Below are 11,708 nucleotides of genomic sequence, written 5' to 3' on the forward strand. Positions count from 1 at the left end.
AAGGAAAAAGAGCGCCGCGCTACCGTCCCTCTCGGTACCACATCGAACCCATTGCCAGAAGCAGCAGGCCGAGGCCGAGAAAGCCGCCGAACAGCGGCACGCGCGAGACGGCTTTGAGCACGCTGTCGTCTGTCGTGCGCAGGCCGATCCAGTCGCTGCCGGATGCGGCACCAGCCGAGCGCACCGGCACGATGGAAGGCAGCGTCACGTCGCTGCCAAGGGCTGTGGAAGACGCCAGCCGGCGCACGCTGCCGCCGGTGGCTTCCGCCGGCGCCTTCAGCCGGTTTTCGGTGGAAATGACGTCGGCGAATTCCGGTGCGTTGACCGGCCCGACATGGGCGAGCGCGGTGAGGTCGCCATTGGCGACCTGGTAGAGCCCGATCTCGCTGGTCTCGACGCTGCCGAGGAAGACCCCGGGCTCGGCTTTGTCGAGCTTGACGGTCAAGGTTTTGCCGGACGGGGTGATGATCTGCGCGGCGCCGGGATCGTCGGCCATCGTCTGGCGGCGGATTTCCAGCACCATGCCACGACCATCGGCGGTCAGCCGCTCCTCCTCGAGCTCCGGCTCCTTCATCAGCCAGTGCGCGATGCGCCGATAAAGCTGGACATGCGGGCCGCCGCCCTCGAAGCCGCGCGCCCACAGCCAGCCCTGATCGGACAGCAGCATGCCGACGCGGCCTTCTCCCTTGCGGTCGAGCAGCAGCAGCGGCCGGTTGTCGGCGCCCTTCATGACCACTTCGCCTTCCGGGTTCTGCACGCCTATGGTGCGGAACCAGCGGCTCCAGTGCGGCGGCTCGGTGGCCGAGCCATCGAGCCCACGCGTCACCGGGTGGCGCTGGCCGAGTTCGGTGAGGCGCGGATAGAAGGCCTTGTCGACAACTTCGCCGGTCGGCATCGCCGGCAGGGCGGCCATCAGCGGCGTGCGCGCGATCGAGCTTTCGCCGGCATATTCGGGGCCGGCCGCGATCAGCAGCGCGCCGCCCTTTTCGACATATTCGGAGATGTAGTCGTAATAGAGGATCGGCAGCACGTCGCGATGCTGGTAGCGGTCGAAGATGATGAGGTCGAAATCCTTGATCTTCTCGACGAACAGTTCGCGGGTCGGGAAGGCGATAAGCGACAATTCGTTGATCGGCGTGCCATCCTGCTTTTCCGGCGGCCGCAGGATGGTGAAATGGACAAGATCGACCGAGGCGTCGGATTTCAGCAGGTTGCGCCAGGTGCGCTCGCCGGCATGCGGCTCGCCGGAGACGAGCAGCACACGCAGGTTCTCGCGAATGCCGTCGATCAGTGCGATGGCGCGGTTGTTGGTGTCGGTCAGTTCGCCCGGCTCGCGATCGATGGCGAGTTCGACGATGTTGCGGCCGGCACCCGGAATGGTGACCTGCAGCGGCATGGCCTGGCCAACGGTGGCGTGCTCGACGGCGACCTGCTCGCCATTGACCGAGACGCGCACATCGACCGGGCCAGTCTCGTTTTCGGTCGAGATGACGCGGTAGGTCATGTCGAGCGGCTTGCCAACAAGGCCGAAGCGCGGCGCGTTCTCGAAGCGGATGCGGCGGTCCTTTTCGTGGTCGTTGCCGGTGATCAGCGCATGCAGCGGGGCGTTGAAATCGGGCGCGCCCGGCGGCGCGTCATGGACCTCGCCATCGGTGATCATGATCGCGCCGCCGATGCGTGACGGCGGCACGTCGCGGAAGGCGCCTTCAAGCGCGCCGAACAGCCGTGTCTCGGTGCGCTCTTCGGCGGCCTCGGATTTGCCGGCCTCGACGACCCGCACGTCGAACTGCTTGAAGCGGCCAAGCCGCTGCTGCAGCCCGGCCAGCGCCTCGTCGGTCTGCTTGGTGCGATCGCCGATATCCTGGCTCTGGCTGCGGTCGACGACGAGGGCGACAACGCTTTTCAGCGGCTCGCGCTCCTCGTTGAGGAACACCGGGTTGAACAAAGCGGCGGCGAGCGCCAAAAGGGCGATGAAGCGGAAGACCGAGCCGCGCTGGCGAAACCACAGGCCGACAAGCGCCAGCAGCGCCAGCGGCACCAGCGCCAAGGCCAACAGGGGCCAGGAGATCAGTGGTTCGAAGGAAATCGACCAGTTCATTCCTTACCCTCCTCTTTTTGGGGAGGCTTATCCGCGACCGGAGGGCACCAAACAAACTCATCTTACTGCCCCAGCCGTTCGAGCAGTATGGGCACGTGCACCTGGTCGGATTTGTAGTTGCCGGTCAGCATGTACATCATGATGTTGACGCCGGCGCGCAGCGCGTAGACGCGCTGCATCGGGTCCGCCGGTACGGTCGGCAGCAGCGGATCGCCATTCTCGTCGACCGCCCAGGCGCCGGCAAAATCATTGGCGGTGATCATGATAGGCGAGACGCCGTCGCCGGTGCGCACCGGCCGGTTCTCGGCATTGCTGGCGTCGAGCGACGCCTCGACCCACAGTGGGCTGCCGGCGAAGCGGCCGGGGAATTCGGGCAGGATGAAGAAGGATTTGGTCAGCACGTGGTCGGACGGCACCGGCTCCAGCGGCGGCACGTTGAGGTTGCCGAGGATGTCGCGCAGCCGCTCCGTCGCCGGGCTGGTCGAATCGGCGCCGATGCCGTTGGCGAACTGGTCGCGGGTGTCGAACAGCACCGTGCCGCCCTGCTGCATATAGGCGTCGATGCGGGCGATGGCGGCCTGGCTCGGCATCGGGGCGGCCGGATCGATCGGCCAGTAGATCAGCGGATAGAACGACAGCTCGTCCTTCGAGATGTCGACGCCGGCTGGCGCGCCCGGTTCAAGGGCCGTCTTTTCGACCAGGAAACGGGTCAGGCCCTCGAGCCCGGCACGGCTGATCGAATCGTCGCCCGGCACACCGGTCAGCACATAGGCGATGCGGGTCTTCGAAATCGCCTCGATGGCAATTTCGTCACCCGGCTTGGCGTCGTCGGCGCGGGCAAGGTCGGCATGACCGAACAAGCTACCCAGCGCAATCAGGACCGCGGCGGTGGTTGCCATGGCACCGGCGCGGCGCGGTCGGCGTGAGAACAGGCCGCCCATCCAGAACACCGCCAGCGTATCGAGCAGCATCAGCACCAGGGCGGCCGCGACCAGCGCGCCCTTCAAATTGCGCGATTCGTCAAAGGCATACTGGATCGAGGTGACGGGAACAGTGATTTGCGGGCGCGCCAGCGGGGCCAGCGTGCTGTCGGCTTCAAGCAGATTATGGGCAAACACACCCGTCTCGGAACCATAGAGGCCGGGCGGGTTTTCAAAAGTCACCGGCAGCGCGCCGGCGCCCGGTACCAGCGGCCGTGCATCCGGTGTCGGCGGCACCAGCGAGCCGTCGGCTGCAATCATGCGATAGGGCGCCAGCGACGCCGCGGCGGCTTCGGCATTGGCGATGGCCGCGCCCTGGTTGCGCGACAGCTGCACGATGCGGCGCAGCATCTCGACGAAGCTGCCGGAGATCGGCAGGTTCGACCAGGTTGCTTCAGGGGTGACGTGGAACAGCACCAGCGTGCCCTTGCCTTTCTTCAGTCCGGTGACCAGCGGCGTGCCGTCGGCAAGGGCCGCCCAGGTGCGCTCGACGATATCGGGTGTCGGCTCGGCCAGCACCTGTCTGCTGACAGTGACCTCGGCCGGCGGCGCCAGATCGGCGAACGGGCCGGCCTTGGGGAATTCGGTGACAGGCTGCGGCGACGTCCATGACAGCGCGCCGCCGAGCGAACGCTCGCCGGTGCGCAGGCGGACCGGCAGCAAATCGTCGTCATCGCCTGCGGTGGCCAGCCGCGAACCGGCGAAACGCACCAGCGTGCCGCCATTGTCGACCCAATCGACAAGTCTCTGCCGGACCTGTCCGGGAATGGTGCCGATATCGGCCATGACAATCATCGCGGGCTTCTGGTCGAGAATCTGCGGGATGGCGTCAGCGAGGTCGGCGCTGGAGGGTTCGACCAGATCGGCGAAGGGCTGCAGCGCCCGCCTGATGTAGTAGAGCGGCGACAAAAGCGGCTGCGCCTGGTCGGCCTCGGCCTGCGACAGCAGCCCGACGCGGCGACGCTTGGAGCTTTCGTCGAGCACGCGCACCGCACCGGCCTGCCGCTCGCCGTCGAGCGCGATCGAAGCGAAGTCGTTGCGCAGCTCGAACGGCACCGCCATGGTGCCGGTGGCGGTGGCTTCGCCAGGCGAAAAGGTCAGCGTCGCATCGGCGATGCGGCGGCCCTTGTCGTCGAAGGCGCCGGCGGTGACCTGCGCCGGGGCAGGGTCGCCCGGCGCGCGGATGGCGGTCAGCGCAAAGCCGTCGACCTGGTTGTCGGCGGCGGTCAGGCCCGTCAGCGACAGCCTGTCGGCGGTTGCCCAGACGACACGGGCGGCATTTTTCGACAAAAGCGTGTTGAAGGCGGCTTCATCGCCTTTTGCCGCCAGGCCGTCGGCAAGCACGGCGACACTGGCCCCGGGCAAGGTTTCCAGCACGCCGGCGACGCGGGCATAGACGGCGGGCCGGTCGGTCGGGATCGGCCGCGGCTTGGCGGCGCGCAGCCGGTCAAGGGCGGTGGCGGCATCGAACGGGCCGATCTCGGCATTGGCTTTTTCGGCAGTGAAGGCGATGACGACCGGCACGCCGTTGGAGCCGGCGTCGTTGATCAGCCGCTCGGCGGTGGCGACGCGTTTGCCCCAGTCGGCGGCACTTGCCCAGTCATTGTCGATGACCAGGGCAAGGGCGGCTCCTTCGGCCGGCAGCTTTTCACGCGGATTGAAGACCGGGTCGGCCAATGCCGCGACGATGAGGGCCGCCATCAAGAGCCTGAGCAGCGTCAGCCACCACGGACTCTGCTGCGGCGTCTCCTCGCGCTTCAGCACGCGCGCCAGGATCTTCAGCGGCGGGAAGATCTCGGTCTGCGGCTTGGGCGGCGTCAGCCTGAGCAGCCACCAGATCACCGGCAGTGCCAGCAGGCCCCACAGCACCATGGGGGCGCCAAAGGAGAGCGGCAGCCAACTCATGCGACAGCCTTTCCTGGCCGATCGCCACCAGCGATGCCTGCACGACCGCCAGCGGTCGGCCTGACCGAGGGGCCATCAGTGGTCATCGCCATGTGCAGCCGCACCAGCGCGTCGGAGGCGAGGCGATCGGTGTGGTTGACGGTAAAGCTCCAGCCAAGCCGCTTGCACCAGGCGGCCAGTTCGTGGCGGCGGGCGGTGTAGAGCAGGCGATACTCATCACCCAGCATTTCGGCGCGGCAGGCGGTCAGCTTGTCGCCGGTCTCGGGATCGGTGAATTCGGTGCGGCCGGCATAGGGGAAGGTCTCCTCGGCCGGGTCGGCGACCTCGATCAGGTGGGCGCGCACGCCGTGGCGGGCCAGCACGTCGAGCCAAGCCATCGTCTCCTCGACGGGATCGAGGAAGTCGCTGACGATGACGATGTCGCAGAAGCGCCTGATGTCGGACAGGTCGGGTTTTGCCGGCAGCTCGCCGGCATGCATCAACTGGGCGGCAATGCGTTCGGCGCCGTTGCGGGCGGTGAACGGGTCGGTGAGGCCCGGCCAGGCGATGCGTTCGCCGCTGCGCGACAACAGCTCGGCCATGGCCAGCGCCAGCACCAGCGCGCGCGATTGCTTGGAAACGCTGGCGCCTGTCGATTTGTAGAGCATCGACGGCGAGGGGTCGGCCCACAGCCAGACGGTATGGGCGGCTTCCCATTCGCGGTCGCGCACATAGGTGTGGTCGTCGCGGGCCGAGCGGCGCCAGTCGATGCGCGAGGAATCGCCCTCGACATAGGGCCGGAACTGCCAGAAATTTTCACCGATGCCGCGCTTGCGGCGGCCGTGCCAGCCGGCGATCACGGTGTTGACGATGCGCCGCGCCTCGACCAGCAGGTCTGGCACAAGCGAGGCCCGCAACCGGCCACGGGCGAGCGCGTCGCGCGTCGCTGCCGGAGCCTGGACCTCGCCGATGCGCGGCATCAAATCCCTTTCACGAGTTTCGCTACCACGTCACGCACGCTGGTGCCTTCGGCGCGGGCGGCGAAGGTCAGCGCCATGCGATGCTGCAGCACCGGCTCGGCCAGCGCACGGACGTCGTCGACCGAGGGCGCCAGCCGTCCGTCGTAAAGCGCGCGCGCCCTTGTGCACAGCATCAGCGCCTGGCTGGCGCGCGGGCCGGGACCCCAGGCGACGTTCTTATCGGTCTCGGCATTGCCTTGGCCGGGACGCGCCGAGCGCACCAGCGTCAGGATCGCCTCGACGACGCTTTCAGGCACCGGCATGCGGCGGATCAGCGTCTGGATCTCCTTCAGCCGCACCGGCTGCAGCACGTTTTGCGCTTTCGCGTCCTCGATGCCGGTGGTTTCCAGAAGGATGCGGCGCTCCGCCTCGATTTCGGGATAGAGGATGTCCACCTGCATCAGGAAGCGGTCAAGCTGTGCCTCGGGCAGCGGATAGGTGCCCTCCTGCTCCAGCGGGTTCTGGGTTGCCAGCACGTGGAAGGGCGCCGGCAGGTCATGGCGGGCGCCGGCAATGGTGACGTGGTATTCCTGCATGGCCTGCAGCAGCGCCGACTGGGTGCGCGGCGACGCGCGATTGATCTCGTCGGCCATCAGCAGCTGGGCGAAGATCGGCCCGGAGATGAAGCGGAAGGAGCGTTTTCCGGTCTCGTCCTGCTCCATCACTTCGGAGCCGAGGATATCGGACGGCATCAGATCCGGCGTGAACTGGATGCGACGCGAATCGAGGCCGAGCACGATGCCAAGTGTTTCGACCAGCTTGGTCTTGGCGAGACCCGGCACCCCGACCAGCAGCGCATGGCCACCGGCCAGCAGCGCCACCAGCGTGCGCTCGACGACGCTTTCCTGTCCGAAGATGACCCGGCCGACCCCGTCGCGGATCCGGGAGATGTCGGCAAGCGCCTTTTCGGCCTCGGCGATCATGTCCTTTTCGCTGATCGGGCTTTCCTTGACCATCACGCTCATGCCGCATCGATCCTTGTGGTTGGAATACCATGGCTGGAACAACGGCTGCACCATACCATAAGTTGCCGCGATTCGGCCTCGCGTGGCGCCTACATCGAAACTTAAATCACAGACCTAGGCTGACAAGCGGAACAACAGTGACTATTTCGTGACCATGACGGGACCCTTGGGACATCGTGAAGAAAGCCTGACTGATGCCACCGAGGTGCGTGGTCTCGAGGCGCTGATCTCGCGCGCCGCCCGTGCCGGCAAGGGCGCGGCACCTGTCGAACGCTGGAATCCCGACTTCTGCGGCGATCTGGACATGGAGATCAAGGCCGACGGCACCTGGTTCTATCTGGGCACGCCGATCGGGCGCATGCCGCTGGTGCAGCTTTTCTCCTCGGTGCTGCGCAAGGACGCCGATGGCAGGACCTATCTGGTGACACCGGTGGAAAAGGTCGGCATCCGCGTCGCCGATGCGCCGTTCATCGCCGTCGAAATGGACGTTTCGGGCAGCGGCGAGGCGCAGACAATCACCTTCCGCACCAATGTCGGCGACGTCGTCGAAGCCGGGCCGCAACGGCCGCTGCGGTTTGTCGACGAGAACGAGACCGGCGGGTTGAAGCCCTATGTGCTGGTGCGTGGCCGTCTGGAGGCGCTGGTGGCGCGGCCGGTGATGTATGAACTGGTCGGGCATGGCGAGGAGATCGAAATCGACGGCGAGACGATGTTCGCGGTGCGCTCCAAGGGCGCCGTGTTCCCGATCATGCCGGCGGACCAGTTGAAGCGGTTGAGCGCGTGATGGACCAGGCGACGCCGGCGCCGTTTTCATCCGCGGATTTTCGCGCGCGCTTTGCCGTGCAGCCCGATGCGCATGCAGGCGACGACGACTATGGCGACCATCGCTTCAACCCCGGCCATCCGCGCCTCAACCAGGGCAAGGCGCTGCGCAATGCCGCGGTGCTGATCCCGGTGGTCGATCATGAGGGCGATGCGACGGTTCTTCTGACCAAACGGGCCGAAAAGCTGCGCAGCCATTCGGGGCAGGTGGCCTTTCCCGGCGGCACTATCGATCCGACCGATCCGAGCCCTGAGGCGGCGGCGCTGCGCGAGACCTTCGAGGAGATCGGGCTTGGCCGAGATCGCATCGAGATCATCGGCCGCATGCCCGACTATGTCGCCGGCAGCGGCTACCGCATCGCCCCGGTGCTTGGCATCGTGCGGCCCGGTTTCCAACTGACGCTCAACGCAGACGAGGTCGATGCCGCTTTCGAAGTGCCGCTGCGCTTCCTGATGGACCCGGCCAACCACAAGCGCGACAGCCGTATGTGGAACGATCTCGAATGGTTCTTCTACGACATGCCTTACGGCGACCGGCGCATCTGGGGCGTCACCGCCGGCATCATTCGTACTCTCTATGAAAGGCTCTATGCGTGAGTGTCTCGATCGCGGGCAGGGCCGATTGGCTCACCGACAAGCATCTGCAGCGCCTGCTGTTCGCACTGGCCGAAGGCGGTGAAGAGGCGCGAGTCGCCGGCGGCGCGGTGCGCAACACACTGATGGGCCAGCCGGTCGCCGACATCGACATCGCCACCACCTGCTTGCCGCAGGAAACCCTCCGCCGCGCCGAAGCGGAAGGGTTCAAGGCGGTGCCAACCGGTATCGAGCATGGGACAATCACCGTGGTTGCCGGTGGAAAGCCCTATGAAATCACCACCTTGCGCGCCGATATCGAAACCGACGGGCGGCGCGCGAAAGTGTCGTTCGGGCGCGACTGGAAGCTCGATGCCGAGCGGCGCGACTTCACCATCAACGCGCTCTATGCCGTGGCCGATGGCAAGGTGGTCGACCTGGTCGGCGGCATTGCCGACATCGAGGCGCGCCGGCTGCGATTCATCGGCGACCCGGAAGCGCGCATTCGCGAAGACTACCTGCGCATCCTGCGCTTCTTCCGCTTCTTCGCCTGGTACGGCGACGGACGGCCGGACGCCGAGGGGCTGAAAGCCTGCGCCCGTCTGAAGGAAGGGCTGGCCCAGCTTTCGTCCGAGCGAATCTGGTCGGAACTGAAGAAACTTTTGTCGGCGCCCGATCCGTCACGGGCGCTGCTTTGGATGCGGCAGGCAGGTGTCTTGACCGCGGCGCTGCCGGAAAGCGAGAAATGGGGCATCGATGCCATCCATGGGTTGGCCAAGGCCGGCAAGGATCTGGGCTGGGCACCCGACCCGCTGCTCAGACTGGAAGCGATCGTGCCGCCCGATGCCGCTCGCATGAAGTCGCTCGCCGAGCGGCTCAAACTCTCGACCGCCGAAGCGGATCGCCTGCGCCACTGGGCGCTCGCCACCGCCGTCGAGCCGAAGACGACCGAGGGCGAACTGGCAAAAAGGCTCTATCGCGGCGACCGGCAGGGGTTTGTCGACCGTCTGCGGCTGTCGCTTGCGGCAGCCAGGATGCGCGCCGTCGAGGACAATGAGGCGCTGCTCGAAGCCGGTGGCTTTTCGCGCCTGCTTGGCTTCGCCACCAAATGGGAAGAGCCGTTGTTTCCGCTGAAAGGTGCCGATCTGACGGCGCTCGGCGCAATTCCAGGCCCGAAACTCGGCGAAATCCTCAGGAATCTCGAAGCGGAATGGGTCGAAGCCGGGTTTGCCCCTGATCGCGACGCGCTCCTCAAGCGCGCCGCCGAAGCCTTGCAGGCCGGGTAGATCAGGCCGCGTCGCGGGTCTTTTCGATGCGCGAACGGATCGCCTCGATCATCGTCTCGCGGATGACCGTCTCGCCATGTGTCTCGCGCATGTGCTCGACGGCACGGCGCATGACCTCGGCTTCCTCGTCGGCACGTGTGTGCCAGTCACAGCCGGGCACGAGCGACCCGCAGTGAAATTCCTTCATGAGATTTCTCCTTTTCCTCCGTGGAGCCTGGTCGAGGCTCCGGCACTTTTTTTGGCTCATGTCCGGTTCCAGGGTTGAAACCGCGGACCGCGAACGGGTGAGAAGCATAACACAGATGGGGTGGTATTGGTTGCCGTCAACGGCAAAAGGGCGGAGCAGCATCGCTCCGCCCTCTAAACACTACCCCGAAACAGGGCCAGACATCGTCTCGTCCCGTTTTGGCGGGCAGGCCTTCACTTGGCGATCTTGACAGCCTCGGCAATCTTTTTCTTGCCGCTCATGTCCCATGAGACACGGACCTTTTCACCGACCTGCAGGCCAGGATCCTTGAAGGTCTTGGGAAGCGTAAAAGACGATCCATCGTCGAGGACCAGGCTCATGGCCGTCGTGTCAAAGGTCTTGATCGTCCCGGTGGTGTGCTTGACGGCGGCGAACGCCACCGAACCGGAAGCGAGAAGGGCAGCGGCGGCCGCCGAAACAATGATCTTGCGCATTGCGAAGTACTCCTGGAAAGGCGGGTATCTTTTTGACGAAGATGTCCCGCGTCGTCTTGGGCCGTCCGGTCGCGTCGGGTCGCGGCTCGCTTTGTCTTGACGCAATTCCGGTCGGAAAGCCGTTTCGCACTTTCCTGAAATTGCGCGCAGGCGAACCGCCGGCGCTTCCCGACCCCGCGCCACAAATAGACCAGTCTTTTCAAGAACCTATTAGACGAAAAAGAAATTTTTCGCCGCACCGTGTGCCACATTCCTTGCCCATTTCGAGCGAATGGGACATCAATGCGGCTCACGCCGGGCTCACCATTTTGTTACGGCCAGCGGACCTCGGGCGGCAGGCTGGAGAGGATGGCGGCGACATTGCCGCCGGTCTTCAGTCCGAATATGGTGCCGCGATCGTGAAGCAGATTGAATTCGACGTAGCGGCCGCGGCGAATGAGCTGTTCGTCACGGTCGCCATCGGTCCAGTTCTCGTTGAAGTTGGCGCGCACAAGGTGGCCGTAGACGACGAGAAAAGCGCGGCCGACATCCTGGACGAAGTTGAAATCGGCATTCCAGCCGCCCTTGTCCTCACCCGAATGCAGCCAGTCGAAGAAGATGCCACCGGTGCCGCGCGGCTCGTTGCGGTGCGACAGATAGAAGTACTCGTCGCACCAGGCCTTGAATTTTGGGTAATCGGCCACCGCGACATTCTTCTCGCAAGCGAATTGCATGGCGCGGTGGAAGGCGACCGTGTCGGGGTCGTCCTGGGTGCGGCGGCGATCGAGCACCGGTGTCAGATCGGCACCGCCGCCGAACCATTGGCTGGATGTGACCACCATGCGCGTGTTCATGTGCACGGCCGGAACGTTGGGATTCCATGGGTGCGCGATCAGCGAAATGCCGGATGCCCAGAAGCGCGGGTCTTCTTCGGCACCGGGCATCTGCTTCCTGAATTCGGGTGAGAACTCGCCATGGACGGTCGATGTGTGGACGCCGACCTTTTCGAAGACGCGACCGTGCATCATCGACATGGTGCCGCCGCCGCCGCGCCCCTCGTCACGTTCCCATGGCGTCTTTTCGAAGCGGCCGGGCGACCACGAGGCCAGCGGCCCGCCAAGATCCTGCTCGATCTGCTCGAAGGTGGCGCAGATGCGTTCGCGCAGCGCCTCGAACCAGAGGCGCGCCTTCATCTTCTTCTGTTCGATGTCGGCGGGCAGGCCCGCCGGTATTTCTGGTCGTTCCAAATGCCGTCTCCGGTTGGGGCGGCGAGTCCCACAAATGACTCGTCTTTTGCCGGCGCGATCCCTAATCTCTTAGGGGACAGGGTCAAGTGTCATTACGGTGCAAGGAGTTGTTTCGTGCGCACCCCGGCAAGACCGCCGCTGGATGGCCTAAAGAAAAGGCTCGACCAAAGCCGT

The 11,708-nt window shown here is 65.5% G+C and carries 10 protein-coding genes; 3 read left to right on the plus strand and 7 right to left on the minus strand.

Going from position 1 to position 11,708, the window contains the following annotated elements:
- Positions 1-19 precede the first annotated feature (19 nt).
- The 4 genes from RPF88_RS30975 to RPF88_RS30990 all read right to left on the minus strand — a co-directional run bounded on the left by RPF88_RS30975 (position 20) and on the right by RPF88_RS30990 (position 6,946).
- Positions 20-2,098 (minus strand): membrane protein, encoded by a 2,079-nt coding sequence (locus RPF88_RS30975; protein WP_027162170.1) that lies wholly within the window; start codon positions 2,096-2,098, stop codon positions 20-22.
- A 62-nt stretch (positions 2,099-2,160) separates the two neighbouring features.
- Positions 2,161-4,983, minus strand: a complete 2,823-nt coding sequence (locus tag RPF88_RS30980) for a DUF4159 domain-containing protein (RefSeq protein WP_337123828.1) — start codon at positions 4,981-4,983, stop codon at positions 2,161-2,163.
- Entirely contained in the window at positions 4,980-5,942 is a 963-nt protein-coding gene (locus RPF88_RS30985; protein ID WP_337123829.1) for a DUF58 domain-containing protein, read from the minus strand. Before RPF88_RS30985 ends, RPF88_RS30980 begins: the two co-directional genes overlap by 4 nt.
- Positions 5,942-6,946, minus strand: a complete 1,005-nt coding sequence (locus RPF88_RS30990) for an AAA family ATPase (RefSeq protein ID WP_013529968.1) — start codon at positions 6,944-6,946, stop codon at positions 5,942-5,944. The genes RPF88_RS30985 and RPF88_RS30990 overlap by 1 nt, the downstream gene beginning before the upstream one ends.
- A gap of 154 nt (positions 6,947-7,100) precedes the next feature.
- Here RPF88_RS30990 and RPF88_RS30995 point away from each other — a divergent pair, with 154 nt between their 5' ends.
- From RPF88_RS30995 to RPF88_RS31005, 3 genes are read left to right on the plus strand one after another with little or no spacing between them, the layout of a single operon-like run.
- Positions 7,101-7,730, plus strand: a complete 630-nt coding sequence (locus RPF88_RS30995; RefSeq protein ID WP_337123928.1) for a DUF1285 domain-containing protein — start codon at positions 7,101-7,103, stop codon at positions 7,728-7,730.
- A complete protein-coding gene (locus RPF88_RS31000) occupies positions 7,730-8,365 on the plus strand; it encodes a CoA pyrophosphatase (protein ID WP_027162168.1) in 636 nt (211 codons plus the stop codon). Before RPF88_RS30995 ends, RPF88_RS31000 begins: the two co-directional genes overlap by 1 nt.
- Positions 8,362-9,627, plus strand: a complete 1,266-nt coding sequence (locus RPF88_RS31005; protein WP_337123830.1) for a CCA tRNA nucleotidyltransferase — start codon at positions 8,362-8,364, stop codon at positions 9,625-9,627. Before RPF88_RS31000 ends, RPF88_RS31005 begins: the two co-directional genes overlap by 4 nt.
- Before the next feature lies 1 nt (position 9,628).
- On the opposite strand, the gene RPF88_RS31010 is transcribed toward RPF88_RS31005, so the two are convergent.
- The 3 genes from RPF88_RS31010 to hemF form a co-directional block, all read right to left on the minus strand.
- Positions 9,629-9,814, minus strand: a complete 186-nt coding sequence (locus RPF88_RS31010; protein ID WP_013529972.1) for a DUF1059 domain-containing protein — start codon at positions 9,812-9,814, stop codon at positions 9,629-9,631.
- A gap of 233 nt (positions 9,815-10,047) precedes the next feature.
- Positions 10,048-10,308 (minus strand): DUF1344 domain-containing protein, encoded by a 261-nt coding sequence (locus RPF88_RS31015; RefSeq protein WP_013529973.1) that lies wholly within the window; start codon positions 10,306-10,308, stop codon positions 10,048-10,050.
- A 311-nt stretch (positions 10,309-10,619) separates the two neighbouring features.
- The gene (hemF, locus tag RPF88_RS31020) at positions 10,620-11,534 is read right to left on the minus strand and encodes an oxygen-dependent coproporphyrinogen oxidase (RefSeq protein ID WP_024504549.1); all 915 of its coding nucleotides are present in this window, start codon (positions 11,532-11,534) and stop codon (positions 10,620-10,622) included.
- Positions 11,535-11,708: the final 174 nt, after the last annotated feature.

The organism is Mesorhizobium sp. ISC11 (genome assembly GCF_037162595.1).
GTDB classification, from domain to species: domain Bacteria; phylum Pseudomonadota; class Alphaproteobacteria; order Rhizobiales; family Rhizobiaceae; genus Mesorhizobium; species Mesorhizobium ciceri.

What these genes read in the sequence shown, in the direction of transcription:
- RPF88_RS31010 (WP_013529972.1), bottom strand. Translation starts at nt 9,814, where the DNA reads ATGAAGGAATTTCACTGCGGGTCGCTCGTGCCCGGCTGTGACTGGCAC.
- RPF88_RS30995 (WP_337123928.1), top strand. Translation starts at nt 7,101, where the DNA reads ATGACGGGACCCTTGGGACATCGTGAAGAAAGCCTGACTGATGCCACC.
- RPF88_RS30990 (WP_013529968.1), bottom strand. Translation starts at nt 6,946, where the DNA reads ATGAGCGTGATGGTCAAGGAAAGCCCGATCAGCGAAAAGGACATGATC.
- RPF88_RS30985 (WP_337123829.1), bottom strand. Translation starts at nt 5,942, where the DNA reads ATGCCGCGCATCGGCGAGGTCCAGGCTCCGGCAGCGACGCGCGACGCG.
- RPF88_RS31000 (WP_027162168.1), top strand. Translation starts at nt 7,730, where the DNA reads ATGGACCAGGCGACGCCGGCGCCGTTTTCATCCGCGGATTTTCGCGCG.
- RPF88_RS30975 (WP_027162170.1), bottom strand. Translation starts at nt 2,098, where the DNA reads ATGAACTGGTCGATTTCCTTCGAACCACTGATCTCCTGGCCCCTGTTG.
- RPF88_RS30980 (WP_337123828.1), bottom strand. Translation starts at nt 4,983, where the DNA reads ATGAGTTGGCTGCCGCTCTCCTTTGGCGCCCCCATGGTGCTGTGGGGC.
- RPF88_RS31015 (WP_013529973.1), bottom strand. Translation starts at nt 10,308, where the DNA reads ATGCGCAAGATCATTGTTTCGGCGGCCGCCGCTGCCCTTCTCGCTTCC.